Source organism: Caballeronia choica (assembly GCF_001544535.1).
Taxonomy (GTDB): domain Bacteria; phylum Pseudomonadota; class Gammaproteobacteria; order Burkholderiales; family Burkholderiaceae; genus Caballeronia; species Caballeronia choica.
Genome location: NZ_FCON02000015.1, coordinates 72,905 through 98,271 on the forward strand (window position 1 = coordinate 72,905; position 25,367 = coordinate 98,271).

32 protein-coding genes and 1 riboswitch are annotated in these 25,367 nt (G+C 63.9%); of the genes, 29 read left to right on the plus strand and 3 right to left on the minus strand.

The features are described 5' to 3' along the window. Positions 1 to 16: 16 nt before the first annotated feature. From AWB68_RS09610 to AWB68_RS09615, 3 genes are all read right to left on the minus strand, one after another. Positions 17 to 703, minus strand: a complete 687-nt coding sequence (locus AWB68_RS09610; RefSeq protein ID WP_160109992.1) for a DUF1828 domain-containing protein — start codon at positions 701 to 703, stop codon at positions 17 to 19. Between the two features lie 100 nt (positions 704 to 803). Beyond that, on the minus strand, positions 804 to 1,286 hold the full coding sequence (locus AWB68_RS48165) for a hypothetical protein (protein WP_160109993.1): 483 nt from the start codon (positions 1,284 to 1,286) through the stop codon (positions 804 to 806). A gap of 154 nt (positions 1,287 to 1,440) precedes the next feature. Further along, positions 1,441 to 3,183, minus strand: a complete 1,743-nt coding sequence (locus AWB68_RS09615; protein ID WP_087644112.1) for an ABC transporter ATP-binding protein/permease — start codon at positions 3,181 to 3,183, stop codon at positions 1,441 to 1,443. Between the two features lie 294 nt (positions 3,184 to 3,477). Then, positions 3,478 to 3,597, plus strand: a riboswitch (TPP riboswitch). Positions 3,598 to 3,785: 188 nt separating this feature from the next. Between AWB68_RS09615 and AWB68_RS09620 the strand changes: the two genes are divergently transcribed. The 29 genes from AWB68_RS09620 (at position 3,786) to tatC (ending at position 25,293) form a co-directional block, all read left to right on the plus strand. After that, positions 3,786 to 4,937, plus strand: a complete 1,152-nt coding sequence (locus AWB68_RS09620) for an FAD-dependent oxidoreductase (protein WP_235028268.1) — start codon at positions 3,786 to 3,788, stop codon at positions 4,935 to 4,937. A gap of 15 nt (positions 4,938 to 4,952) precedes the next feature. Next, positions 4,953 to 5,150 (plus strand): sulfur carrier protein ThiS, encoded by a 198-nt coding sequence (gene thiS, locus AWB68_RS09625; RefSeq protein ID WP_087644113.1) that lies wholly within the window; start codon positions 4,953 to 4,955, stop codon positions 5,148 to 5,150. A gap of 19 nt (positions 5,151 to 5,169) precedes the next feature. Then, positions 5,170 to 5,985, plus strand: coding sequence for a thiazole synthase (locus tag AWB68_RS09630; protein ID WP_087644114.1), 816 nt, complete (start codon positions 5,170 to 5,172; stop codon positions 5,983 to 5,985). Continuing rightward, positions 5,982 to 7,061, plus strand: a complete 1,080-nt coding sequence (thiE, locus tag AWB68_RS09635; protein ID WP_087644115.1) for a thiamine phosphate synthase — start codon at positions 5,982 to 5,984, stop codon at positions 7,059 to 7,061. The genes AWB68_RS09630 and thiE overlap by 4 nt, the downstream gene beginning before the upstream one ends. Before the next feature lie 104 nt (positions 7,062 to 7,165). Continuing rightward, a complete protein-coding gene (locus tag AWB68_RS09640; RefSeq protein WP_087644116.1) occupies positions 7,166 to 7,981 on the plus strand; it encodes an ABC transporter ATP-binding protein in 816 nt (271 codons plus the stop codon). Continuing rightward, positions 7,978 to 8,745, plus strand: a complete 768-nt coding sequence (mlaE, locus tag AWB68_RS09645) for a lipid asymmetry maintenance ABC transporter permease subunit MlaE (protein WP_087644117.1) — start codon at positions 7,978 to 7,980, stop codon at positions 8,743 to 8,745. Before AWB68_RS09640 ends, mlaE begins: the two co-directional genes overlap by 4 nt. A gap of 92 nt (positions 8,746 to 8,837) precedes the next feature. Beyond that, a complete protein-coding gene (gene mlaD, locus AWB68_RS09650; protein WP_087644118.1) occupies positions 8,838 to 9,404 on the plus strand; it encodes an outer membrane lipid asymmetry maintenance protein MlaD in 567 nt (188 codons plus the stop codon). A gap of 10 nt (positions 9,405 to 9,414) precedes the next feature. Continuing rightward, positions 9,415 to 10,362 carry an MlaA family lipoprotein gene (locus AWB68_RS09655; protein WP_087644119.1) on the plus strand — a complete coding sequence of 316 codons (948 nt, stop codon included), beginning with the start codon at positions 9,415 to 9,417 and terminating at the stop codon, positions 10,360 to 10,362. 123 nt (positions 10,363 to 10,485) lie between these two features. Next, positions 10,486 to 11,115 carry an MlaC/ttg2D family ABC transporter substrate-binding protein gene (locus AWB68_RS09660; RefSeq protein WP_087644120.1) on the plus strand — a complete coding sequence of 210 codons (630 nt, stop codon included), beginning with the start codon at positions 10,486 to 10,488 and terminating at the stop codon, positions 11,113 to 11,115. A 5-nt stretch (positions 11,116 to 11,120) separates the two neighbouring features. Further along, positions 11,121 to 11,411, plus strand: a complete 291-nt coding sequence (locus AWB68_RS09665; RefSeq protein ID WP_087644148.1) for an STAS domain-containing protein — start codon at positions 11,121 to 11,123, stop codon at positions 11,409 to 11,411. Between the two features lie 230 nt (positions 11,412 to 11,641). Further along, entirely contained in the window at positions 11,642 to 12,568 is a 927-nt protein-coding gene (locus tag AWB68_RS09670; RefSeq protein WP_087644121.1) for an ABC transporter ATP-binding protein, read from the plus strand. Beyond that, positions 12,565 to 13,320 carry an ABC transporter permease gene (locus AWB68_RS09675; protein ID WP_087644122.1) on the plus strand — a complete coding sequence of 252 codons (756 nt, stop codon included), beginning with the start codon at positions 12,565 to 12,567 and terminating at the stop codon, positions 13,318 to 13,320. Before AWB68_RS09670 ends, AWB68_RS09675 begins: the two co-directional genes overlap by 4 nt. 19 nt (positions 13,321 to 13,339) lie before the next feature. Further along, positions 13,340 to 13,579: a BolA family protein gene (locus AWB68_RS09680; RefSeq protein WP_087644123.1), complete on the plus strand. Its 240-nt coding sequence runs from the start codon at positions 13,340 to 13,342 to the stop codon at positions 13,577 to 13,579. A 103-nt stretch (positions 13,580 to 13,682) separates the two neighbouring features. Further along, positions 13,683 to 14,954 carry a UDP-N-acetylglucosamine 1-carboxyvinyltransferase gene (murA, locus tag AWB68_RS09685; protein ID WP_087644124.1) on the plus strand — a complete coding sequence of 424 codons (1,272 nt, stop codon included), beginning with the start codon at positions 13,683 to 13,685 and terminating at the stop codon, positions 14,952 to 14,954. Further along, positions 14,951 to 15,643: an ATP phosphoribosyltransferase gene (gene hisG / locus AWB68_RS09690; protein ID WP_087644125.1), complete on the plus strand. Its 693-nt coding sequence runs from the start codon at positions 14,951 to 14,953 to the stop codon at positions 15,641 to 15,643. The genes murA and hisG overlap by 4 nt, the downstream gene beginning before the upstream one ends. Before the next feature lie 45 nt (positions 15,644 to 15,688). Continuing rightward, a complete protein-coding gene (gene hisD / locus AWB68_RS09695; RefSeq protein WP_087644126.1) occupies positions 15,689 to 17,014 on the plus strand; it encodes a histidinol dehydrogenase in 1,326 nt (441 codons plus the stop codon). 84 nt (positions 17,015 to 17,098) lie between these two features. Beyond that, the gene (gene hisC / locus AWB68_RS09700) at positions 17,099 to 18,169 is read left to right on the plus strand and encodes a histidinol-phosphate transaminase (RefSeq protein ID WP_087644149.1); all 1,071 of its coding nucleotides are present in this window, start codon (positions 17,099 to 17,101) and stop codon (positions 18,167 to 18,169) included. Between the two features lie 36 nt (positions 18,170 to 18,205). Continuing rightward, positions 18,206 to 18,793, plus strand: a complete 588-nt coding sequence (hisB, locus tag AWB68_RS09705; protein ID WP_087644127.1) for an imidazoleglycerol-phosphate dehydratase HisB — start codon at positions 18,206 to 18,208, stop codon at positions 18,791 to 18,793. 79 nt (positions 18,794 to 18,872) lie between these two features. Further along, complete coding sequence (locus tag AWB68_RS09710) at positions 18,873 to 19,493, plus strand: MarC family protein (RefSeq protein WP_087644128.1); 621 nt, start codon at positions 18,873 to 18,875, stop codon at positions 19,491 to 19,493. After that, on the plus strand, positions 19,490 to 20,131 hold the full coding sequence (gene hisH / locus AWB68_RS09715) for an imidazole glycerol phosphate synthase subunit HisH (protein ID WP_087644129.1): 642 nt from the start codon (positions 19,490 to 19,492) through the stop codon (positions 20,129 to 20,131). Before AWB68_RS09710 ends, hisH begins: the two co-directional genes overlap by 4 nt. A gap of 151 nt (positions 20,132 to 20,282) precedes the next feature. Continuing rightward, positions 20,283 to 21,035, plus strand: a complete 753-nt coding sequence (gene hisA / locus AWB68_RS09720; RefSeq protein WP_087644130.1) for a 1-(5-phosphoribosyl)-5-[(5-phosphoribosylamino)methylideneamino]imidazole-4-carboxamide isomerase — start codon at positions 20,283 to 20,285, stop codon at positions 21,033 to 21,035. A 104-nt stretch (positions 21,036 to 21,139) separates the two neighbouring features. Beyond that, entirely contained in the window at positions 21,140 to 21,913 is a 774-nt protein-coding gene (gene hisF, locus AWB68_RS09725; protein ID WP_087644131.1) for an imidazole glycerol phosphate synthase subunit HisF, read from the plus strand. Positions 21,914 to 21,916: 3 nt separating this feature from the next. Continuing rightward, positions 21,917 to 22,321, plus strand: coding sequence for a phosphoribosyl-AMP cyclohydrolase (hisI, locus tag AWB68_RS09730; protein ID WP_087644132.1), 405 nt, complete (start codon positions 21,917 to 21,919; stop codon positions 22,319 to 22,321). Further along, on the plus strand, positions 22,318 to 22,686 hold the full coding sequence (locus tag AWB68_RS09735; RefSeq protein ID WP_087644133.1) for a phosphoribosyl-ATP diphosphatase: 369 nt from the start codon (positions 22,318 to 22,320) through the stop codon (positions 22,684 to 22,686). The genes hisI and AWB68_RS09735 overlap by 4 nt, the downstream gene beginning before the upstream one ends. A gap of 35 nt (positions 22,687 to 22,721) precedes the next feature. Then, positions 22,722 to 23,114 carry a DUF4870 family protein gene (locus AWB68_RS09740; protein WP_087644134.1) on the plus strand — a complete coding sequence of 131 codons (393 nt, stop codon included), beginning with the start codon at positions 22,722 to 22,724 and terminating at the stop codon, positions 23,112 to 23,114. 36 nt (positions 23,115 to 23,150) lie between these two features. Beyond that, a complete protein-coding gene (locus tag AWB68_RS09745; RefSeq protein ID WP_035930913.1) occupies positions 23,151 to 23,513 on the plus strand; it encodes a histidine triad nucleotide-binding protein in 363 nt (120 codons plus the stop codon). Between the two features lie 163 nt (positions 23,514 to 23,676). After that, positions 23,677 to 23,904: a Sec-independent protein translocase subunit TatA gene (gene tatA, locus AWB68_RS09750; protein WP_087644150.1), complete on the plus strand. Its 228-nt coding sequence runs from the start codon at positions 23,677 to 23,679 to the stop codon at positions 23,902 to 23,904. Between the two features lie 39 nt (positions 23,905 to 23,943). After that, on the plus strand, positions 23,944 to 24,462 hold the full coding sequence (gene tatB / locus AWB68_RS09755) for a Sec-independent protein translocase protein TatB (protein ID WP_087644135.1): 519 nt from the start codon (positions 23,944 to 23,946) through the stop codon (positions 24,460 to 24,462). A 48-nt stretch (positions 24,463 to 24,510) separates the two neighbouring features. Then, on the plus strand, positions 24,511 to 25,293 hold the full coding sequence (gene tatC, locus AWB68_RS09760) for a twin-arginine translocase subunit TatC (RefSeq protein WP_087644136.1): 783 nt from the start codon (positions 24,511 to 24,513) through the stop codon (positions 25,291 to 25,293). Positions 25,294 to 25,367: the final 74 nt, after the last annotated feature.

Below are 25,367 nucleotides of genomic sequence, written 5' to 3' on the forward strand. Positions count from 1 at the left end.
CGCGCGTCGATTGCGGTCAGGCGGCCCTGAGTCTGTGGCGAATCTTCTTTTCCAGCGCACTCTTCGCTTCGATCGAATCCACCATATCGTTCGCGGCATTCATGAGCCTGCGCAGGTCGCCGCTTGGAATCTGGCTCGCATCCTGGAAAACGACGATCGAATCGAACGAGCCGATGTACTGGTCGACATGTTGAAGCACGATCGTGGCGAGGCGGGCACGCTCGCGTGTCGGGACGCCGAAGACGAACAGCGGGGACGAGCCGCCGGCGATGGCGAAGTCGATGGGGTAGTCGACTGCGTCTGGCACTTCGGGCGCCAGATAATTTTCGAGCACTCGCTCGACACCGACGATCTCGGTCAGACTCAACTTCAAATCATCGAAAAACGTCGAGACAACGCGTGACTTGTTCCACCTCTTGAGATCATTGACCCGCAGCATGACTTGACCGTAGCGGAGCAGCGCCATGCCGATATGCTGCTCCTCGGTTTCCGAGACGATTTGTCCGTCATCGTCGAGCCTCGCGCCGTATTCGGCGAGCATCTTGTCGAGCAGGACGCGCCTTGGTCCACGGGTGATGGCAGCGGCATCCGAATCGTAGGAGATGCGCATCAGCGTCGTGCCGGCGTCCTCGATACGCCATCCGCCCATCGTTTGCCGTAGCCAGACCGTTGTGTAGTCACCGTCTGGCTCGAGCAGCGGCATCGAAAGGCGCAGGGAATCACCGTCCTCCGCGACGTCTAGCTCGGAGCACCACGACTCGCACAGTAATCGCTTCACCGTCTCCGGTGCATCGTGCAACATGTCAGAACTCGAGGTCGGCTTGAAACGGATTGTGCTTGAGTGGAGGGATGCCGCAATCTCTGCACAAGCAGTCGAAGGCACCATCGACGGAATTGTAGTCGGATATGGGTTCGGCGTATCCGTCCGGGTCGAGGCCGGCGCGGATATAGCGCTGCGTGGCCAAGTGCCTGTGGCACACGGCTGGAACTTTCGTGCGCTCGAGGATGTTCCGATGCGCATGGTGCCCACTGTTATAACGAGCAAGGACGAGTACTTCTTCCGATGAGTATGTGCGGGCAAGTCCTACGGAAAACACGTTGCTTCGAGTTGCCGATACTCTGAGGAACAAGCGATATTGCGCCGCGGGACTTGCCGTGTCGCAAAGAACGAAGTTCTTTTCTCGATGGCCGCCCTTCGTCACCCAGCGCGCGGCGGGATTCATGATGGTTTTGGACACGCGCCGCATCGCGTCGAGATCGAAATCCGAGAGAGTTTGAAAGTCCATGCGCTAGTCAGATCCGGCATCGCGTTTGGCGAGCGGACAGTCTACGCGTCAGCAATTTTGACCGAGTCCCACGGACTGCAAATTCAGAAAAAACGCATCGTGCTCGCGTTCGCGTTGCGCCACGTTCAGGTTTGCGACGCAACGCTCAGCTTCTTCAAACCTCCGCCATCGCCCGCTCGATCTCGATCTTGTAATCATGGAACATCGCGACCGAGTCGCGATGCGCGACGCTCAGCATCGCCGCATTCGGCAACCGCTCGACGAGCGTGTTGTAGATGTGCAGTTCGTTATCGGCGTCGAGCGCGCTGGTGGCTTCATCGAGGAACACGAAGTCGGGCTTGTGCAGCAGGACACGCGCGGCGGCCAGCCGCTGCTGCTCGCCCGGCGACAGCATCTTCGCCCAGTGCCCCAATTGCTCCAGCCGATCCCCATAATCCGCCAGGTTGCACGCGCGCAGCACCTCGCGCGATTCCTCGTCGCTGAACGTGCCGCCCGGCGACGGATACGCCAGCGCCGCCTTCAGCGTGCCGATCGGCAGGTAGCTCTGCTGCGGGATGAACATCATCTTCGCGTCGACGGGCGCGTCGATCGTGCCGTCGCCGAACGGCCAGAGCCCGGCGAGCGCGCGCATCAGCGTGCTCTTGCCCGATCCCGACGGCCCATGCACGAGCCAGCGCGATCCGGGCTCGATCGACACATCCGCGACTCGCGCAAGCGGCGTCCCGTTCGGCAGTGCAAGCGAGAGGCCGCTCGTCGTCAGGGCGTTCGTGTCCGTGTAGTGCAGATTGATGCCGCCGTGCACAGTCGCCGGCGAAATGGCCTCGCGAATGTGCGTCGAACGCATCACGCGCTTGAATTCACGCAGACGATTCACCGTGGCGCGCCATTCGACCAACGTCGAATAACTGTTGATGAACCAGGAGAACGAATCGCTGACCGTACCGAACGCCGACGATATCTGCATCAGCACGCCAAACGAGAACGCGCCCGCGAAGTAGCGCGGCGCCGCGACCATGATCGGGAAGATGATCGCGATCTGGCCGTAGAAGCTCAGCACGAAGGTCATGCGCTTCGTGTACTTCATGATCATCCACCAGTTGTCGCGGATGCGCGCGAAGATCGTCTTGGCGTTGGCGGTCTCGGTGCCGATGCCGTCGTAGAACGCAATCTGCTCGGCGTTCTCGCGCACGCGAATCAGGCCGAAGCGGAAATCGGCCTCGACTTTCTGCTGCTGGTAATTGATCGAAACCAGCGGATGGCCGACCTTCTGGATGATCAGCGACCCGGCGATCGCATACAGCGCGGCAGCCCAGACCATGTAGCCCGGAATCACGAGCGGCGTGCCGAACGCGGTCAGCGTAAGCGCGCCGGCGATCGTCCACAGGATCGTGATGAAGGTGACGAGCGTGACGAGCGTCGAGAGCAGGTCGAGCGACAGCGAGAGCGTCGTGGTCGCGAACGACTGGAGGTCGTCGCTGATCCGCTGGTCGGGGTTGTCGGCGAGGCGGTCGCGTTCGATGCGGTAGAACGCGCGGTCGCCGAGCCATTGTTCGAGATATTTGTCGGTGAGCCATTGGCGCCAGCGGAATCCGAGCATCTGGCGCAGATATCGCCCGTACACGGCGAGCAGGATGTACGCGAACGCGAGCACGGTGAAGACCAGCAGCAACTGCGGGAAATCGTGGACGTTCTTGCTTTGCAGCGCGTTGTAGAAGTCGGCGTTCCAGCGATTCAGCCGGACGTTGATCCACACGACCGTCATGTTGATCGCGATGATCGCGACCAGGAGGCCCCACGCGATGCCGCGTTCTTCCGAGATCCAGTAGGGCTTGATCAGGCTCCACGCCGACACGTTGTCGGCGTTTTGCTGTGAGTTGTCGGGCGTGATGTTGGTCATGAGCTTCCTGATGATGAGCCGGCGTCACGGCGGGTTGTAACGTCGCGCTGCCCGTAACGGCGCGAGTCCAGAGCAAATGCGGCCTTTGCGCGAGGCGACCGGACCAGGCAGATTGTTTCGGGCTTCCCTTAACTGCTGCTTAATTGACAAGCGGCAAGCGGGCAAGCGGCCGATCCTGCCGTCCAAACGCCGCGCAGAGCGCGTTGGCGGCATTGTGCCAGAGTGCTGCCGCCGGCGAAAAAAGCCGGGAATCCCCGGTTTGCGGCGGCTTCGGCTTTCATGCTTTAATGGTCGTCGACGAAACAGGGGTGCTTCGCACGCGTTCCGAGCAGAACCGGCGCGCGACGAGGCTGAGAGAAACCCTTTGCACCCGATCCGGGTAATACCGGCGAGGGAAGTTTCCGGAAAACGCATTGTTTTTCCAGTCTCTTCCAGTATTCCACCCGCCTGGGGCTCAAAGCATTTCCGACGCCCCGCCGGTCTCGCCGCTGTTCCGTCCTTTGATTGTGCGTCTGCCGCACGCTACGGAAGGCTCGGGAACGGAAGCACCCGCCATCGACTTCTCCGCGTGCCGCAGCTCGTTGCTGAGGAGGCATCGCATCGTGAACATTTTCTTCGACCAGAGCGCGCGCGGAACGTCGCAGCGGCTGGATTTCGCCATCGTCGGCGGGGGGCTGTGCGGGCGGCTCGTCGCGTGGCAACTGGCGGGCGCGGGGCATCGGGTCGCGCTCTACGAACGCGGCGACGCGGCTGGCACGCAGTCGGCGGCGTGGGTCGCGGCCGCGATGCTCGCGCCCCTCGCGGAAGCGGCCAGCGCCGAGCTGCTGATTACGGAACTCGGCGCGGCGTCGCTGGAACGCTGGCCGCGGCTCATCGCGGAACTGCCCGAGCCGGTGTTTTTCCAGCGCAACGGAACGCTGGTCGTCTGGCATGCCGGCGACCGCGCCGAAGCACCGCTCTTCGAGCGGCGCCTGCGCGCCAACGCGCCCGCCGCGCTCTTCGACAACGGCTTCGTCAAGCTGGCCGGCGCGCAGGTCGCGGCGACGGAGCCGGCGCTCGGGACGCGCTTCGCGCAGGGCTGGCTGCTGCCGCACGAAGGCCAGCTCGACAACCGGCAGGTGCTGTCGGCGCTTGCGGCGGGCCTGTCGGCGCGCGGTGTCGAAACGCACTGGCATACCGCGATCGACGCCATGCCGGACGCGCGTATCGTGATCGATTGCCGGGGGCTCGGCGCCAAGCCGGCGTGGCCCGCGCTGCGCGGCATTCGCGGCGAAGTCGCGCGCGTGCACGCGCCGGGCATCGGGCTCACGCGGCCGGTGCGCCTGCTGCATCCGCGCTATCCGCTCTACATCGCGCCGAAGGAAAACGACCTGTACGTGATCGGCGCGACGGAAGTGGAGGGCGAGGACATGTCGCCCGTCACGGTGCGCTCGGCGCTCGAACTGCTGAGCGCGGCGTTCGCCGTGCATCCCGGTTTCGGCGAGGCGCGCATTCTCGAACTCAACGCCCATTGCCGCCCGACGCTGCCCGATCACCGGCCCGCCATCGTCTGGGACGGGGCGCGAACCTTGCGTGTCAACGGTCTCTACCGGCACGGCTTCATGATCGCGCCGGAAGTCGCCGACAGCGCCGCGCAGCTCGCCGAGGCGCTGCTCGCGCGCGCCGTCTCCGGCGCCGATTCCTTCGACGATTTTCGCCTCCGGACGCGCTGGCCGGAGATGCTTCACTGTGAACATGCCGTGCCCGCGCTCTAGATAAAAGACCCTGCCATGAACATCCACATCAATCAGCGGCCGTTCGATCTGCCCGACGCGGCCACCGTCACCGATGCCCTCGCCGCGTTCGGCGCGAAACCGCCGTTCGCCGTCGCGCTGAACGGCCAGTTCGTGGCGCGCGCGGAACATGCGTCGAAGGCGCTCAGTACGGGTGACAAGCTCGATGTCGTCGCGCCGGTCGCGGGCGGCTGATCAATACCAGGATCGAACCATGACCACTACCACCATCACTACCGCCGATGCGCTCACGCTCTACGGCGAGGCGTTTCCGAGCCGCGTCCTGCTCGGCACGTCGCGTTATCCGTCGCTGCAATCGCTCTCCGATTCCATCGATGCCGCCAGACCCGGCATGGTCACGGTCGCGCTGCGTCGCCAGTCGGCGACCGGCGAAGCCGGCTTCTTCGACGTCCTGAAGCGCCACGGCGTTGCGCTGTTGCCGAATACGGCGGGCTGCCAGAGCGTCGATGAAGTGCTGACCACCGCCCACATGGCGCGCGAAGTCTTCGAGACGCCCTGGATCAAGCTCGAACTGATCGGTGACGACTACACGCTCCAGCCCGATCCGATCGGTCTGGTGGAAGCGGCGTCGAAGCTGATCCGCGACGGCTTCAAGGTGCTGCCCTATTGCACCGAGGATCTCGTGATCGGGCGACGCCTGCTCGACGTCGGCTGCGAAGCGTTGATGCCGTGGGGCGCGCCGATCGGCACAGGCAAGGGCGTGACGAATCCGTACGGGTTGCGGACGCTGCGCGAGCGGCTGCCGAACGTGCCGCTGATCGTCGATGCCGGGCTGGGCGTGCCGTCGCATGCTTGCCAGGTAATGGAGTGGGGCTTCGACGGCGTGCTGCTCAACACGGCCGTCTCGCAGGCCACTTTCCCGCCGCAGATGGCGCGCGCCTTCGCATTGGGCGTCGAGGCGGGGCGCATGGCTTATCTCGCCGGCCCGATGGCCGAGCGCGACAGCGCGCAGGCGAGCACGCCGGTGGTCGGCATGCCGTTCTGGCACCAGGACGGGAGCGCCGCATGAGCCTGCTGAATCGCGAAATCTTCTGGCCGCCGGCGGACGAACTGGTCGAGGTCGCCGAGCGAATCCGGGCGCGGCTGGGCGACTGGCCGGCGGCGTCGAGGCAATGGCGCGTCTGCCTGACCGCGCCCGATGCGCATGGCCCGGACGACCTGATCGTGTTCACCGAAACGCACGGCGCGGATGTCGAGCGGTTGCTTTCCGACGGCGCCGCGGTGCTCGAAGCGCATGGCGACCGCGCGGTGCTGCGTCGTGGCGCTGAGCGGTTCGTGCTGGAGGGCGTGTGGTCCGACGACTGGCTGGCCGCGCTCGCGGCGTTCCTCGACTGCGATTTCGAACCGCACGATGCGCTCGTGCTCGCGCTCGCATGGCGCGCCGGTGACGAAAACAAGCCTGACGCGTGGCCCGTCGATTTCGCTACGTTTCCGCGCGTCGGCGACCTGCCCGACGCGCCGGCCGAGGCATTTCCGTCCTGCCCGTCGCGGCTCGGGCTGTATCCGGTGCTGCCGAGCGCCGAGTGGGTCGCGCGCGTGCTCGACCTGGGCGTCACGACAGCGCAATTGCGCCGCAAGTCGACCGACGCCGACGACCTGAAGCGCGAAATCGGGCAATCGGTGAGTGCGGGCCGAAAGCATCAGGCGCAGTTGTTCATCAACGATCACTGGCGCGAAGCGATCGCGGCGGGCGCATACGGCGTGCATCTCGGCCAGGAAGACGTGCAGACCGCCGACCTGAACGCGATCGCGCACGCCGGCGTGCGCCTGGGACTGTCGACGCACGGTTACTACGAGATGCTGCGCGCGCTGCATTTCCGCCCGAGCTATCTCGCGCTCGGCGCCATCTTCCCGACGACGACCAAGGTCATGCCGACCGCGCCGCAAGGTCTCGCGCGGCTGGCGCGCTACGTGCGGTTGCTCGACGGGCGCGTGCCGCTCGTCGCGATTGGCGGCGTAAATGGTGACGTGTTGCGCGATGTGCTCGCGACCGGCGTCGGCAGCGCGGCGGTCGTGCGCGCGGTGACCGAAGCACAGGACACGGCGGCTGCGGTTGCTGCGTTGCAACAGACGTTTGAGCGATAATGTCGGAAATTCGGAAAAGTTATCTCGTCGAAAGGTAGGCCAGCGCAGCGTTTACGCACAGGCCCTATAATTCGGCCTCTTGCGTAAAAGGACCCCCCGCTTCCGTGCCTGCTTTCCCCGAGACCCTGCTTGAGCTTCGCGACGTCGACTTCGGTTACGGCGACCGGCTCGTTTTGTCCAACCTGAACATGCGTTTCACGCGTGGCCAGGTGGTCGCGGTCATGGGCGGGTCGGGCTGCGGCAAGACGACGATCCTTCGTCTGATCGGTGGGCTCGTCAAGGCGAATCGCGGCCAGGTGCTGTTCGGCGGCGCGGATGTCGGCGCCCAGACGCGCGACGGCCTGTACGCGCTGCGCCGGAAGATGGGCATGCTGTTCCAGTTCGGCGCGCTCTTCACCGACCAGTCCGTGTTCGAGAACGTCGCCTTTCCGCTGCGCGAACACACCGATCTCCCCGAAGCGCTGCTGCGCGACCTCGTGCTGATGAAACTCAACGCGGTCGGGCTGCGTGGCGCGCGCGACCTCGCGCCGTCGGAGATTTCGGGCGGCATGGCGCGCCGCGTGGCGCTCGCGCGAGCCATCGCGCTCGATCCGCAACTGATGATGTACGACGAGCCGTTCGCCGGCCTCGACCCGATTTCGCTCGGCATCACGGCGAACCTGATCCGCACGCTGAACAGCGCGCTCGGCGCGACCTCGATCCTCGTCACGCACGACGTGCCGGAATCGTTCGCGATTGCCGACTACGTGTACTTCATCGCGAACGGCGGCATTCTCGCCGAAGGCACGCCGGCCCAATTGCGCGCCTCGACAGACGCGTCGGTGCGCCAGTTCATCGACGGCGCGCCCGACGGTCCGTTCAAATTTCACTATACGAGCCCGCCGCTCGCGGCGGACTTCGGTATCGGAGGCAAGGCATGATCAGCGCGCTCGGACGTCGCGTGCTCGACGGCTTCGGCACCGCCGGTTACGCGACGCGCATGTTCCTGCGCCTCGTGCTCGAATTTTTCCCGTTGCTGCGCCGGCCGCGTCTTGTCACGAAACAGGTTCATTTTGTCGGCAATTATTCGCTGGTGATCATCGCGGTGTCGGGGCTGTTCGTCGGCTTCGTGCTGGGCCTGCAGGGGTATTACACGCTGAACCGCTACGGCTCCGAGCAGGCGCTCGGGCTGCTCGTCGCGCTGTCGCTCGTGCGCGAACTGGGGCCGGTCGTGACCGCGCTGCTGTTCGCCGGGCGCGCGGGCACGTCTTTGACCGCCGAAATCGGTCTGATGAAAGCCGGTGAGCAACTGACCGCGATGGAAATGATGGCCGTCGACCCGGTCAAGGTCGTGGTTGCGCCGCGCATGTGGGCCGGCATCATCGCAATGCCGATTCTCGCCGCGATCTTCAGCGCGGTTGGCGTGTTCGGCGGCTATGTGGTCGGCGTGCTCTTGATCGGCGTCGACGCCGGCGCGTTCTGGTCGCAGATGCAGGGCGGCGTGGACGTGTGGCGCGACGTCGGAAACGGCGTCGTCAAGAGCATCGTGTTCGGCTTCGCGGTGACGTTCATCGCACTGTTCCAGGGCTACGAAGCCAAGCCGACCCCGGAAGGCGTATCGCGCGCGACAACCAAGACCGTCGTGTACGCCTCGCTCGCCGTACTCGGCCTCGATTTCCTGCTGACCGCGCTGATGTTCAGCTAGGGCACTCATTGAATGGGCGCCCGCAGCGCGGGCGTTGTGCAAGGCGCAGACCTGCACACCCGTTCTGCGACAAGATTCTCTTTGGATAGACGATGAAAAAGACTGCTCTCGACTTCTGGGTCGGCCTCTTCGTGGTGCTGGGTTTCGTGGCGCTGCTGTTTCTCGCGCTCAAGGCCGGCAACATGAGTTCGCTGTCGTTCCAGCCGACTTACGCGGTGAAGCTGAAATTCGACAACATCGGCGGCCTGAAGGCGCGCGCGCCGGTCAAGAGCGCGGGCGTGACGGTCGGCCGCGTCGGGTCCATCGGCTTCGACCAGAACACCTACCAGGCGGTCGTCACCATCGATATCGACAAGCAATTCACGTTTCCGAAAGACTCGTCGGCGAAGATCCTGACGTCGGGCCTGCTCGGCGAGCAGTACATCGGCCTGGAGCCGGGCGGCGACGACCAGATGCTCAAGAACGGCGACACGATTTCCATGACGCAATCGGCCGTGGTGCTCGAAAACCTGATCGGCCAGTTCCTGTACAACAAGGCAGCGGATTCCGGCGCTTCGAAGCCGGGCGCCGCGTCTTCCACGCCCTCAGCGTCGGCACCGGCTTTCCCGGGTGCCGCGAGCGCCATGGGTGCGACGGGCGCGAGCGCGGCCGGTCAATAAGGAGAAGGACATGCAGGCGATGCGCGTGAGAAGCGCGGCCATCGTAGTTGGCGTGGCGCTGCTCGCCGGCTGTGCGACGGTGACCACGCCGACCAAGGGCGATCCGTTCGAGAGCTACAACCGGACGATGTTCACGGTCAACGACAAGATCGACCAGCTCGCGTTGAAGCCGGTGGCGAAGGCTTACGTGTGGGCGGTGCCGGAGCTGGTGCGCAACAGCGTAACGAACTTCTTCTCGAACATCGGCGACGTCTACATCGCGGCGAACAATCTGGCGCAGTTGAAGATCGCCGATGGCGTGTCGGACATCGTGCGCGTCGCGATGAATACGGTGTTCGGCGTTGGCGGCCTGTTCGACGTCGCGACGATCGCCAAGCTGCCCAAGCACGAAGCCGACTTCGGGCTGACGCTCGGGCACTATGGCGTGCCGGCGGGTCCGTACGTCGTGTTGCCGTTGCTCGGGCCGAGCACGGTGCGGGACACGGGCGGCACGGTCGTCGATTATTTCGGCAATCCGCTCACGTACGTGAAGCCGGATTCGCTGAGCTGGGCGCTGTACGGCGTGAACCTGATCGACGTGCGCGCGAACCTGCTCGGCGCGAGCGACGTTCTTTCCGATGCCGCGCTCGACAAGTATTCGTTCGTCCGCAATGCATACTTGCAGCGGCGCCAGTACTTGATTACCGGCGGCGAAGGCTCGGCGCCGGATTACGGCGAAGCGCCGTTGCCCAATTACGATGAGAACGCGGCGGCGCCGGCGGCCGCATCGGCCGCAGCGGTTCCGCTGGCGCCGGCTTCGGCCACCGCGGCGCCGGCGACGGCGGCGTCGGCTGCGCAAGGCGCATCCGGCACGGCCGAGGCGCCGGCGGCGGCAAGTGGGGCGGGCAGCAACACAATCCCGAGCAATCAGATGGTTCCGCCGCGAATCCCGTCCTTTCCATCGATTCGCTTGCGCTGATTCATCGGCGCATAACGTCCGGTAACATTTTTGACAGGTTTTTCGACGGTTTGGCATGCGTGGCGCGTGAACTCGGATTCGGTGCCACGTTCAAACCCAAGCCACTTTCAAGCAGGGTCTGTGATGAAAAAACTATTTTTGCTTCCCCTTTTCGCGTTCTTCCTCGCGGTTTGCAACGGCGCATCGGCGCAGGCTGTCGATACGAGCAATCCCGATGTCATGATCAAGACGGTCACGCAGCAGGTGCTCGACCAGATCAAGGCCGACAAGCAGATCCAGTCCGGCAACATCACGCGCATCACCGAACTCGTGAACGAGAAGATCCTCCCGTACACGGACTTCACGCGCACGACGCGTCTCGTCATGGGCCGCAACTGGAACACCGCGACGCCGCAGCAACAGAAGGACATCGTCGAGCAGTTCAAGATGCTGCTGATTCGCACGTATTCGGGCGCGCTCGCGCAGGTGCGCGACCAGCAGGTGCAATACAAGCCGTTCCGCGCCGCGCCGGAAGATACCGACGTCGTGGTGCGTTCGGTCGTCATCAACAACGGCTCGCCGATCCAGCTCGACTATCGTCTGTACAAGACGCCGCAAGGCTGGAAGGTCTACGACATCAACGTGCTCGGCGCGTGGCTGATCCAGGCTTACCAGCAGCAGTTCAACGAGCAGATCTCGCAGCATGGTGTCGACGGACTGCTGCAGTTCCTCACGCAGCGTAACCAGCAACTCGCGAGCGGCAAGGCATCGTGAGCAGCGTGAGTTCCGCCGGGCTTGCCCCCGGCCGATTCGAAACCGCCGCGACGCTCACGCACGAAAGCGCGAACGCCGCGCTCGAAGCAGGCCTGTCGCGGATCGCGGCGGGCGCCACTGAAGTCGATTGCGCGCCGCTCAGGCAATTCGACTCGTCCGCGCTTGCCGTGCTCCTCGCATGGCAGCGCGCGGCGACCGCGCGCGGCGGTCCGCTTTCGATCGTCAACCTTCCTTCAGGGCTCGCCAGTCTCGCGCAGGCCTACGGCGTCGATACGCTGCTCTCCTTCCGACATTGATCCTGTGGCTCTCGCCGCGACCGGCGCGGTACGGGACACGTTCCCGCCGCGTCCGGCAGGATCGCCTTAAAGCTGGCGTCAGCCGGTTTGCCCTATAATCAAACGTTTTTTCGGCCACGCAACCGGCCCTTTTTTCGGCCCGATCCGAATCGCTTCTTGAGCGCGTTTTGCGCGCACCCGGGCCGTTACCGCACAACCGAGGCGCCGCCCTTTTCAGCGCGCGCACTGTCATGTCAGCCATAGAAATCCGAAACGTCAGGAAGCGCTACAAAGAGCTGCAAGCGCTCAAAGGCGTGAGTCTCTCGGTGGAAGAAGGTGAATTCTTCGGCCTGCTCGGTCCCAACGGAGCGGGCAAAACCACTTTGATCAGCATTCTCGCGGGCCTCGCGCGCGCCGACAGCGGCACGATCTCGGTGCGCGGGCACGATGTCGTCACCGATTTCCGCGCCGCGCGCCGGGCGCTCGGCATCGTGCCGCAGGAACTCGTCTTCGATCCGTTCTTCACGGTTCGCGAATCGCTGCGCATCCAGTCGGGCTACTTCGGCTTGCGCAACAACGACGACTGGATCGACGAGGTCATGGCCAACCTCGACCTGACCGAGAAGGCCGACGTCAACACGCGCGCGCTGTCCGGCGGAATGAAGCGGCGCGTGCTGGTCGCGCAGGCGCTGGTGCACCGGCCGCCCGTGATCGTGCTCGACGAGCCGACCGCCGGCGTCGATGTCGAATTGCGCCAGACGCTGTGGAAATTCATCTCGCGCCTGAATCGCGAAGGCCACACGATCGTCCTTACCACGCACTATCTGGAAGAGGCCGAGGCGCTGTGCGACCGCCTCGCGATGCTGCGTCGTGGCGAAGTCGTCGCGCTGGAACGGACGGACACGCTGCTGCAGCGGTTCTCCGGCATGCAGTTGTCGTTGCGCTTCAGGCACGGCGTGCTGCCAGCCGAATTGCGTTCGCTGGAAGTCGATCCGCACGCGGTCTCCGGAACGCAGCACTTGCTGCGCCTTTCGAGCTACGACGAAGTCGAGCCGATTCTCGCGAAATGCCGCGCGGCTGGCTGCGCATTCGACGAAATCGACGTGCGCAAAGCCGATCTGGAAGATGTTTTCGTGCAGATCATGAACGAACCCGAAGTGGTCGAGGGACTTTCATGAGCGGTTTCAGAACGCTGTTCTACAAGGAAATCCTGCGTTTCTGGAAGGTCGCCTTCCAGACGGTGCTCGCGCCAGTGATCACGGCGCTGCTGTATCTGATGATTTTCGGCCATGCGCTGACCGGCCACGTGCAGGTGTATCCGGGCGTCGCGTACACGAGCTTTCTCGTGCCCGGCCTCGTGATGATGAGCGTGCTGCAGAATTCGTTCGCGAACAGTTCGTCGTCGCTGATCCAGTCGAAGATCACGGGCAATCTCGTGTTCGTCCTGCTGCCGCCGATCGCGCACTGGGAGATGTATTTTGCGTACGTGCTGGCGTCGGTCGTGCGGGGCTTGAGCGTGGGATTCGGCGTGTTCATCGTGACCGTATGGTTCATCCCGATGACTTTTTCCGCGCCGCTCTACATCATTGCGTTCGCGGTGCTGGGTTCGGCGATTCTCGGCACGCTCGGCCTGATCGCCGGCATCTGGGCCGAGAAGTTCGACCAGCTCGCCGCGTTCCAGAATTTCCTGATCATGCCGCTCACATTCCTTTCGGGCGTGTTCTACTCGACCCATACGCTGCCGCCCATCTGGCGCGAGGTGTCGCGCCTGAATCCGTTTTTCTACATGATCGACGGTTTCCGCTACGGCTTCTTCGGCATGTCCGACGTGAGCCCGCTCGCGAGCTTCGGGATCGTCGCCGCTTTTTTCGCGGTGCTGGCGGTGATCGCCGTGCGCCTGCTGGCGAGCGGCTACAAGCTGCGTCACTGAACATTCAAGGAGGGTTCCCATGTTGCCGACCCCGGAACAAGTGAAGAATTACATCGCTGGCGGCCTGGCCTGCCAGCATCTGGAAGTGGAAGGCGACGGCCAGCACTTCTTCGCGACCATCGTGAGCGACGCGTTCCAGGGCAAACGCCTGATCGCGCGGCATCAGATGGTCTACGCGGCGCTCGGCGACCGCATGCGCGCCGAGATTCACGCGCTCAGCATGAAGACGCTGACGCCCGAGGAATGGAAGCCGGCATAAGCCAACAACCTGCGCGGCTGGAACGCCAGCGCGCAATATTCAAGTCAACCGCGACGCCGATGTCGACGTCGCAGCAGAGAAGCTAGGCAGAAGGACAGCAAGCATGGACAAACTGGTCATCACTGGGGGCACGACGCTCTCGGGCGAAATCGTCGTATCGGGCGCGAAGAACGCGGCGCTGCCGATTCTCTGCGCGAGCCTCCTCACCGCCGACGACGTCCATCTGGAAAACGTTCCGAACCTTCAGGACGTGCGCACCATCCTCAAGCTGCTGCGCCAGATGGGCGTGCAGTCGGAAGTGAGCAGCGACGGACGCGTGACGCTGAACGCGTCGAAGGTCACGAACCTCATCGCGCCGTATGAAATGGTCAAGACGATGCGCGCCTCGATTCTCGTGCTCGGGCCGCTCGTCGCGCGCTTCGGCGAGGCGAAGGTGTCGCTGCCGGGCGGCTGTGCGATCGGCGCGCGTCCGGTCGACCAGCACATCAAGGGCCTGCAGGCGATGGGCGCCGAGATCAACATCGAGCATGGCTTCATCGAAGCGCGGGCGAAGCGCCTGAAGGGCGCGCGCATCATCACCGACATGATCACCGTCACCGGCACGGAAAACCTGCTGATGGCGGCGGTGCTCGCCGAGGGCGAGACGGTGATCGAAAACGCGGCGCGCGAGCCGGAAGTGAGCGATCTCGCGCATCTGCTCGTCAAGATGGGCGCGAAGATCGACGGAATCGGTTCCGACCGGCTCGTGATCCACGGCGTCGAGAAGCTGCATGGCGCGCGCCATTCGGTCGTGCCGGATCGGATCGAAGCGGGCACGTTCCTGTGCGCCGTCGCGGCCACGGGCGGCGACGTGACGTTGCGCCACGTGAGCCCGTCGCTGCTCGACGCGGTAACGTCGAAGCTGCGCGAAGCGGGCGTGACGATCGAGGAAGGCGACAACTGGATGCGCGTCAGGATGGCCAAACGTCCCGAAGCGGTGAGCTTCCGCACGTCGGAATATCCCGCATTCCCGACGGACATGCAGGCGCAGTTCATGGCGCTCAATTCGATGGCAAAGGGCACATCGCAGGTCGTCGAGACGATTTTCGAGAACCGCTTCATGCACGTCCAGGAGCTGAACCGCCTCGGCGCGAGCATCACCATCGACGGCAATACCGCGCTGGTCTCCGGCGTCGAGCAGTTGTCGGGCGCGAAAGTGATGGCGACCGACCTGCGCGCGTCGGCGAGCCTCGTGATCGCGGCGATGTGCGCGGACGGCGAGACGCTGATCGACCGCATCTATCACCTCGACCGCGGTTACGACCGCATGGAAGCGAAGCTGACGGCCGTCGGCGCGAAGGTGAGCCGCATCAAGGGCAGCGGGAGCGGGCAATGAGCGCGGTGCCGCAGACTTCGTCGTCGGTCGAGGCGAGCGCGCCGCTGACGCTCGCGTTGTCGAAAGGGCGCATCTTCGAAGAGACGCTGCCGCTCTTGGCAACCGCCGGCGTGGAGGTCGCCGAGGACCCGGAAACCTCGCGCAAACTGATCCTGCCAACCACGAATCCGAACCTTCGCGTGATCATCGTGCGCGCCACCGATGTGCCGACCTACGTCGAATACGGCGCGGCGGACTTCGGCGTCGCGGGCAAGGACGTGCTGATCGAGCACGGCGGCGGCGGGTTGTACCAGCCGGTCGACCTGAACATCGCGCGCTGCCGGATGTCGGTGGCGGTGAAGGCCGGCTTCGACTACGCGAGCGCGGTGCGCCAGGGCGCGCGTCTGCGCGTCGCGACGAAGTATGTGGAAGTGGCGCGCGAGCATTTCGCGTCGAAGGGCGTGCACGTCGACCTGATCAAGCTCTACGGTTCGATGGAACTGGCGCCGCTCGTCGGCCTCGCGGATGCGATCGTCGACCTCGTCAGCTCGGGCGGCACGCTGCGGGCGAACAATCTCGTGGAGGTCGAGGAGATCATGCAGATTTCGTCGCGCCTCGTCGTCAATCAGGCGGCGCTCAAGCTGAAGCGCGAAGCGCTGAAGCCGTTCCTCGACGCGTTCGAGCGCGCATCCGTGGCGAACGGCAACTGAACGCGGGCGCATCGCGCTGCACGCGATACTGAAACGGAAAACAGCATGTCTATCAAGATTCGCAAACTCGATTCCGGCGCCAACGGATTTCACACGGCGCTTCGCGCGGTGCTCGCGTTCGAGGCGGGCGAGGACGAAGCCATCGAACGCTCGGTCGCGCAGATTCTCGCCGACGTGAAGGCACGCGGCGACGAAGCCGTGCTCGAATACACCAACAAGTTCGACCGGCTGAAGGCGTCGAGCGTCGCTGCGCTCGAACTGCCGGCGGCCGAAATGGACGCGGCGCTCGAGGGGCTTGAGCCGAAGCGCCGCGCCGCGCTCGAAGCAGCGGCGGCGCGCGTGCGCGGCTATCACGAGAAACAGCGCATCGAATGCGGCAGCCATAGCTGGCAATACACCGAAGCCGACGGCACGGTCCTCGGCCAGAAGGTCACGCCGCTCGATCGCGCCGGCATCTACGTGCCGGGCGGCAAGGCGGCGTATCCGTCGTCGGTGCTGATGAACGCGATTCCGGCGCGCGTCGCGGGCGTCAAGGAAATCGTGATGGTCGTGCCGACGCCCGACGGCGTGAAAAACCCGCTCGTGCTGGCGGCGGCGCTGCTCGGCGGCGTGGATCGGGTGTTTACGATCGGCGGCGCACAGGCGGTCGGCGCGCTCGCTTACGGCACGGAATCCGTGCCCGCAGTCGACAAGATCTGCGGCCCGGGCAACGCGTATGTGGCGTCGGCGAAGCGCCGCGTGTTCGGCACCGTCGGCATCGACATGATCGCGGGGCCGTCGGAGATTCTCGTGATCTGCGACGCCACCACCGATCCGCGCTGGGTCGCGATGGACCTCTTCTCGCAAGCCGAGCACGACGAACTCGCGCAGTCGATCCTGCTGTGCCCGGACGCGGCGTTCATCCAGCGCGTGGAAGATGCGATCGTCGAGCTGCTCCCTTCATTGCCGCGCCGCGACGTCATCCAGCGCTCGCTCGAGGATCGCGGCGCGCTGATCAAGGTGAAGGACATGGCCGAAGCCTGCGCGATCGCCAATGACATCGCGCCGGAACACCTCGAAATTTCCGCGCTCGACCCGCATCACTGGGCCGCGCAGATCCGCCACGCCGGCGCGATCTTCCTCGGCCGCTACACGAGCGAAAGCCTCGGCGACTATTGCGCCGGCCCGAACCACGTCCTGCCGACCTCGCGCACGGCACGCTTTTCGTCGCCGCTCGGCGTCTACGATTTCATGAAGCGTTCGAGCGTGATCGAAGTGAGCGCGGAAGGCGCACAGACGCTCGGCGAGATCGCGGCGGAACTCGCCTATGGCGAAGGCCTGCAGGCGCACGCGCGCAGTGCCGAATACCGGATGAAAAACACGGCCCAGTAAGCAGCACACGGCCCATTACGATATTACGATGACCAAGGCGGCCTCAGAGCCGCCGCACGACCGATGAGAGCGGCCGGCAAAACCATGACGACACCCCAAGACATCATCCGCCCCGACGTCCTCGCGATGACGAGCTACCCCGTGCCCGACGCGACGGGCCTGATCAAGCTCGACGCGATGGAGAATCCGTACCGCCTTCCCGCCGATCTCGCCGCCAGACTCGGCGAACATCTCGCGGGCGTCGCGTTGAATCGCTATCCGGCGCCGCGTCCGGCCGGCCTGCTCGCCAAGATCAAGCGCGAATTGAACGTTCCGCCCGCGTGCGAGCTTCTGCTCGGCAATGGCTCGGACGAATTGATCAGCATGATGTCGATGGCGTGCGCGAAGCCGGGCGCGAAGGTCGTAGCGCCAGTGCCGGGCTTCGTGATGTACCAGATGTCGGCGGCGTTTGCGCAGCTCGACTTCATCGGCGTGCCGCTGAACGCGGATTTCACGCTCGATGCGGACGCACTGGTCGCCGCAATCGGAGAGCACACGCCCGCGCTGGTGTATCTCGCGTACCCGAACAACCCGACCGGCACGCTCTACGACGACGCCGACATCGAACGCGTGATTGCGGCGGCGGGCAAGAGCCTGGTCGTGATCGACGAGGCGTACCAGCCGTTCGCCGAAAAGACCTGGCTGCCGCGCGCAGCGGAGTTCGACAACGTCGTGGTGATGCGCACCGTCTCGAAGCTCGGTCTGGCAGGCATCCGCCTCGGCTACATGGCGGGCACGGCGACGTGGATCACCGAATTCGACAAGGTGCGGCCGCCGTATAACATCAACGTGCTGACGCAGGCGACAGCCGATTTCCTGCTCGATCATCTCGACGTCCTCGACGCCCAGGCCGCCGAGCTTCGAACCGAACGGTCGAAGCTGGCGAAGGAAGTCGCGGCGCTGCCCGGCGCCACGGTTTTCCCGAGCGCGGCCAACTTTCTTCTCGTGCGCGTGCCGGACGCCGCCGTGACCTTCGAAACCCTGCTGACGTCGCGGGTTTTGATCAAAAACGTGAGTAAAATGCACCCATTACTGGCGAATTGCGTGCGTTTGACGGTTGGATCGGCTGAAGAGAATGCGAAAATGATCGCCGCTCTCAAGCTTGCGCTGCATTGATTGCCCCATTTTCTTAAAAAGTCTCAAGGAAACACCATGCGCATTGCGGAAGTCGTTCGCAACACCAGCGAAACGCAGATCCGTGTGAAGCTCGATCTGGACGGCACCGGCAAGCAGAAGCTCGCCACCGGCGTGCCTTTCCTCGACCATATGCTCGACCAGATCGCGCGCCACGGCCTTTTCGACCTCGACGTCGAAGCGCATGGCGACCTCCATATCGACGACCACCACACGGTCGAAGACACCGGCATCACGCTCGGGCAGGCCGTGGCGAAGGCGATCGGCGATCGCAAGGGCATTCGCCGTTACGGCCATTCGTACGTGCCGCTGGATGAAGCGCTGTCGCGCGTCGTGATCGATTTTTCGGGCCGTCCGGGCCTCGAATTCCACGTGCCGTTCACGCGCGCGCGCATCGGCACCTTCGACGTCGACCTCACCATCGAATTTTTCCGCGGTTTCGTGAATCACGCGGGCGTGACGCTGCATATCGACAACCTTCGCGGCATCAACGCGCACCATCAGGTCGAGACCGTGTTCAAGGCGTTCGGCCGCGCGCTGCGCATGGCCGTCGAGTTCGACGAACGCGCCCCGGGCCAGATTCCGTCGACCAAGGGCAGTCTCTAGGAAGTCCCGTCGAGCCTGCTCGAAGGGTTGGAAAGGGCCGGGCTCTCGCCTGCGCTGAAATGTGTCGCAACGGCCCGCAATGGACCTACTCAAATCGTTTATTTCACTGCTCGCGCTGATCAATCCGGTCGGCGCGATCCCGTTTTTCCTGAGCCTGACCGCGCAGCAGTCGGAGTTCGAAAAGCGCAACACGATCCGCATCGCCTCGATTTCGGTGTTCTGCGTGATCGCCGTGACGGCGCTGCTCGGGCAGCAGATTATCGCGTTTTTCGGGATTTCGGTCGGCTCGCTTGAAGTCGGCGGCGGCATCATCATGTTGCTGATGGCGATCAACATGCTGAACGCGCAGATCGGCAACACGCGGTCCACGCCCGAAGAGCGTCACGAGGCGGAATTGAAGAACAGCGTCGCCGTCGTGCCGCTCGCCATCCCGCTTTTGACCGGGCCGGGCTCGATCAGCACGGTGATCATCTATTCTGCAAATGCGCATCACTGGTACGACCGGATCGGATTGATCGTGATCGGCGCGGTGCTCGCCGGCCTGTGCTTCGGGGCGCTGAACCTCGCCGAGCCGATTGCGCGCTGGGTCGGGCGCACCGGCATCAATATCGGCACGCGTCTGATGGGTTTGATGTTGTCGGCTTTGGCGGTGGAATTCATCGTCGACGGATTGAAGGCCTTGCTGCCTACCTTGAAATGAAAACTTCGATAGCGATTGTTGATTACGGAATGGGCAACCTGCGCTCGGTCTATCAGGCGCTGAAGAAGGCTGCGCCGGAAGCCGACGTGGCGATCGTCGAGCAGCCCGAGGCGATTCGGGCAGCGGAGCGCGTGGTGTTGCCGGGCCAGGGCGCGATGCGCGACTGCATGGCGCACCTCGCCGCGTCGGGCCTGCAGGAAGCCGTGATGGAAGCCGCGCGCGAGAAGCCGATGCTCGGCGTGTGCGTCGGTGAGCAAATGCTGTTCGACTGGAGCGAGGAAGGCGATACGAAGGGCCTCGGATTGCTGCCCGGCAAGGTCGTGCGCTTTCAGCTCGACGGGCAGCTCCAGGACGACGGCTCGCGCTTCAAGGTGCCGCAGATGGGCTGGAACCGCGTGCGCCAGGCGCAGCGGCACGCGCTCTGGGACGGCGTCGCCGACGGCGCATTCTTCTACTTTGTGCACAGTTACTACGTCGTGCCGGCCGATCCGGCGCACACGTCGGGCGAAACCGTCTACGGCGCGCCGTTCACGTCGGCGGTTGCGCGCGACAACATCTTCGCGACCCAATTCCATCCCGAGAAGAGCGCCGACGCGGGCCTGCGGCTGTACCGGAATTTCGTGCACTGGAATCCGTGATTGCCGCGCGAGCCCGACGTTTTGGCGTATGCCGAATGCATCGGCGAGCCTTGCGAGACTTGTACTACACTAGCGAAACGGTTCTGAAAAGGCTTTCCGGCTGAAATCGGCAACCGCTTGACCAACCCTCACCTGATAACACGCGATTTCTATGTTGCTCATTCCGGCCATCGATCTTAAAGACGGTCAGTGCGTACGCCTCAAGCAAGGCGATATGGACCAGGCGACCATTTTTTCCGAAGATCCGGCGGCGATGGCCCGGCACTGGGTCGAGCGGGGCGCGCGGCGTCTGCATCTCGTCGACCTGAACGGCGCATTCGCTGGCAAGCCGAAGAACGAAGATGCGATTCGCGCGATCATCGAGGAGGTCGGAAGCGACATTCCGGTGCAATTGGGCGGCGGCATTCGCGACCTGAACACCATCGAGCGCTATCTCGACGACGGGCTCGAATACGTGATCATCGGCACGGCCGCGGTGAAGAACCCCGGCTTTCTCAAGGACGCCTGCACGGCGTTCGCGGGCCATATCATCGTCGGCCTCGACGCGAAGGACGGCAAGGTCGCGACCGACGGCTGGAGCAAGCTGACGGGCCACGAAGTGATCGATCTCGGCCGCAAGTTCGAGGACTACGGCTGTGAGGCCATCATCTACACCGACATCGGCCGCGACGGCATGCTCCAGGGCATCAACATCGAAGCCACGGTGCGACTCGCGAAGGCGGTGAAGATTCCGGTGATCGCGAGCGGCGGGCTGTCGAATCTCGCCGATATCGCGTCGCTTTGCGAGGTGGAAGACGAAGGCATCGAAGGCGTGATCTGCGGCCGCGCGATCTATTCGGGCGATCTCGATTTCGCCGCCGCGCAGACGCGCGCCGACATGCTGCGCGAAGCCGACGACGCCTGATTCCCGCGGCGTTCGGGGTCAAGGCCGGCGTGCTTTGGCCTGCTGCTTTGGCCCGCTTCGGCTTGAACGGCGCCCCACCTGCACCAAACGGTATCTGCAAGAACATGGCTCTCGCTAAACGCATCATCCCCTGTCTCGACGTGACCGCCGGCCGGGTCGTCAAAGGCGTCAACTTTCTCGAATTGCGCGACGCGGGCGATCCGGTTAAGATCGCGCGCCGCTACGACGATCAGGGCGCCGACGAACTCACGTTCCTCGACATCACCGCCACGTCCGACCAGCGCGACCTGATTCTGCCGATCATCGAATCGGTGGCGTCGCAGGTGTTCATTCCGTTGACGGTCGGCGGCGGCGTGCGCGCCGTCGAAGACGTGCGGCGGCTGCTGAACGCCGGCGCGGACAAGATCAGCATGAATTCGTCGGCGGTCGCGAATCCCCAACTCGTGCGTGACGCGTCGGACAAGCACGGCTCGCAATGCATCGTCGTCGCGATCGACGCGAAGCGCGTGTCGGCGGAAGGCGAGGCGCCGCGCTGGGAAGTGTTCACGCACGGCGGGCGCAAGGGCACCGGGCTCGATGCAGTGGAATGGGCGCGCAAGATGGCCGAGTTCGGCGCGGGCGAAATCCTCCTGACCAGCATGGACCGCGACGGCACGAAGTCCGGCTTCGATCTCGCGCTCACGCGCGCGGTGTCGGATGCGGTGCCGGTGCCGGTGATCGCGTCGGGCGGCGTCGGATCGCTCCAGCATCTGGCGGATGGCATCGTCGAAGGCCGCGCGGACGCCGTGCTGGCTGCGAGCATCTTCCACTACGGCGAGCACACGGTCGGCGAAGCCAAGCGCTTCATGGCCGACCAGGGCATTTCAGTGAGGATCTGAGCCATGAGCGCGCACAACGAGTGGCTCGACAAGGTCAAATGGGACGCGAACGGCCTCGTGCCGGTGATCGCACAGGAAGCGTCCAGCGGCGACGTGCTGATGTTCGCGTGGATGGACCGCGAAGCGCTCGCCAAGACGGTGGAGCTGAAGCGCGCCGTTTATTTTTCGCGCTCGCGCAAGCGCCTGTGGTTCAAGGGCGAGGAATCGGGGCACGTTCAGCATGTGCACGAAGTGCGGCTCGACTGTGATGAAGACGTCGTGCTGCTGAAAGTCGAACAGGTGTCCGGCATCGCATGCCACACCGGCCGGCATTCGTGCTTTTTCCAGAAATTCGAGGGATCGGTGCAAGACGGCGACTGGATCGCCGTCGATCCTGTCCTGAAAGACCCCGAACACATCTACAAATGACGCAAATCTCCACGCAGGATACGCTGCTGCGCCTGGCCGCTGTCATCGACGGCCGCAAGGGCGGCGACCCGGAACAATCCTACGTTTCGCGACTCTTTCATAAAGGCGACGACGCCATTCTCAAGAAGATCGGCGAAGAGGCGACGGAAGTCGTTCTCGCCGCGAAAGACGCGCGGCATGGCGGTGCGCCCAAGGCGCTCGTCGGAGAAGTCGCCGATTTGTGGTTTCACTGTCTCGTGATGCTGTCGCACTTCGACCTGAACCCGGCCGACGTAATCGCCGAGCTCGAACGGCGCGAAGGCTTGTCGGGCATCGAAGAGAAGGCGCTGCGCAAATCGCGCGAGCGCGAACAAAACGGCGGCTGACGAGCCTTTTCGCCGGCACCCAGGAGGGACCCAAGATGAACCAGCCTTACGAACCCTACCCGCCGCCCGCCTATCAGAATTCGGCCGAAGCCGAACGCCAGCGCGGCCTGCGCACGCTGACGCACGTGCTCTACGGCCTGTACGCCGCGTACTGGGTGACCGGCGGCATTACGGTGCTGATCGCGATCATCATCAATTACCTGAAGCGCGGCGACGTCGTGGGCACGCCTTACGAGGCGCATTTCGAGTGGCAGATCCGCACTTTCTGGTGGGCCGTGCTCGGACATCTGATCGGGGCAGCGCTGATTTTTCTGCTGATCGGCTTTCCAATTCTTTTTGCGGTCGGTATCTGGACGCTGTATCGCGTGATCAAAGGCTGGCTGTATCTGTACGAAGAGAAGCCAATCGAGCCCCGCGCGTGGTTTTGAGCCACGCGCCTGAATTCGGGACAAACCAGGAAATCCATGAGCCACGAAAACTGCATCTTCTGCAAAATCGCCGCGGGAGAGCTTCCGAGCAAGAAAGTGTACGAGGACGACGAGTTCGTCGCGTTCAACGACATCAATCCCGCCGCGCCGGTTCACGTGCTGGTGATTCCTCGCAAACATATCGAGACACTCTCGCATTGCACTGAAAGCGATGCGCCGCTGCTTGGTAGAATGGTAAGTCTGGTTGGGCGTCTCGCCGACGAACTCGGCGTGGCCTATACCGGCGGCGACACAGGGTTTCGTACCGTGATCAATACGGGGCCGGGAGGCGGGCAGGAGGTTTATCACATCCACGCGCATCTGCTGGCCGGTGCTCGTCCGTGGCGTCGTATGGGCTGAATCGCGCGAGAAAGACGCGAAGCGCGCGTGTCAACGAAATATTGACCACGCGGAATAAAGGTTGACGCAGCGAAGCATTTTTTCGCTTCGGCTCGCGGCCACAAGGCTGGAATTCGCCGCCACGACCGATCGGACGCGGTGGAATCAAGGAGAGTTTTCATTCATGGGTTCATTAAGCATTTGGCACTGGCTGATCGTGTTGCTCATCGTGGCACTCGTGTTCGGCACCAAGAAGTTGCGCAACATCGGTGGTGATCTGGGCGGCGCGGTAAAGGGCTTCAAGGAAGGCATGCGCGAAGGCGAAACGCCGGCGGACCAGCGTGAGCTGCCGCGCAACGGCGCTGTCGACGTCGAAGCGAAGGACAAGACGCGCTCCGGCGACTATCGCTGATCGTTACAGGCACTCAAGACCTCAGGAACTTTCGACTCCATGCTCGACCTCGGTCTGACCAAAATGGCGCTGATCGGCGTCGTCGCGCTGGTGGTGCTCGGGCCGGAGCGGCTGCCCGGCGTTGCGCGCACGGCCGGCGCCCTGTTCGGGCGTGCGCAGCGCTACATCAACGACGTGAAATCGGAAGTCGCGCGCGAGATGGAACTCGACGAACTGAAAAAAATGCGCACCGAGTTCGAGACGGCGGCGTCGAATGTCGAGAGCACGATCCACGACAATCTGAAGCAGCACGAGGCCGAACTCAACGACGCGTGGAATCAGGGCACGTCGGTCACGCCCAGCATCGCGGGCAGCGGCGAAGCGGATACCGCAGCCGTCGGCAATAGTTGGCGCAGCGGTTCGTCTTCGGGCAAGCGCAAGAACTGGCGCGTCAAGCAAGGCGCCGTGCCGAACTGGTACAAGCGCACGACCGGCCAGCGGACCCGCGTGCAATCGGGGGCGGCGCGCGTTGCCCGTCACACGCCCGCGACGATGCGTCGTCCGTCGAAGTTCTTCTGATCCGGTCTGCGATCCCTTCCATTGAATGATCCCCAACCGAGGGCCGGCGTGAGCGACCCGCAACAAAACAAAGACGAGGCCGTCGAAGAGACGTTCATCTCGCATCTGGTCGAATTGCGCGACCGCATCATCCGCGCAGGCATTTCGGTCATCGTCGTTTTCATCGGCCTCGTTTATTGGGCGCCCGACATCTTCAAGCTGCTCGCGCGGCCACTGATGCAGAACCTGCCGAAGGACGGCAAGATGATCGTGACCGACGTCACCGGCTCGTTCTTCGTGCCGATGAAGGTGACGATGCTCGTTGCGTTCGTGATCGCGCTGCCGTTCGTGTTGTATCAAATCTGGGCGTTCGTCGCGCCGGGGCTCTACCAGCATGAGAAGAAGCTGGTCGCGCCGCTCGTCGGCAGCAGCTACACGCTGTTCCTGTGCGGCATGGCGTTCGCGTATTTCGTCGTTTTCCCGACGATCTTTCGCGTGATGGCTCATTACAACGCGCCGCTCGGCGCGGAAATGACCACTGACATCGACAATTACCTGAGCTTCGTGCTCACGATGTTCATCGCGTTCGGCGTAACGTTCGAGGTGCCGATCGTGGTCGTGCTGCTGGCGCGCATGGGCGTCGTGTCGATCAAGAAGCTGAAGGAAATCCGGCCGTATGTGATCGTCGGCGCTTTCGTCATTTCAGCTGTCGTGACGCCGCCGGACGTTTTCTCGCAATTGATTCTCGCGATTCCGCTGATCGTGCTTTATGAGGCCGGGATCATTGCGGCGCGAATCGTCGTCGGCAAGGATGGTGTGAAGAAGCAGGAAGAAGAGGCGGCTGCGGAGTAGGATTCGCCCGCCAGGAGCGGTCAAAAAAAGGGCAGCTTCGCGAGAAGCTGCCCTTGCTTTTTGAAGCGCGCACC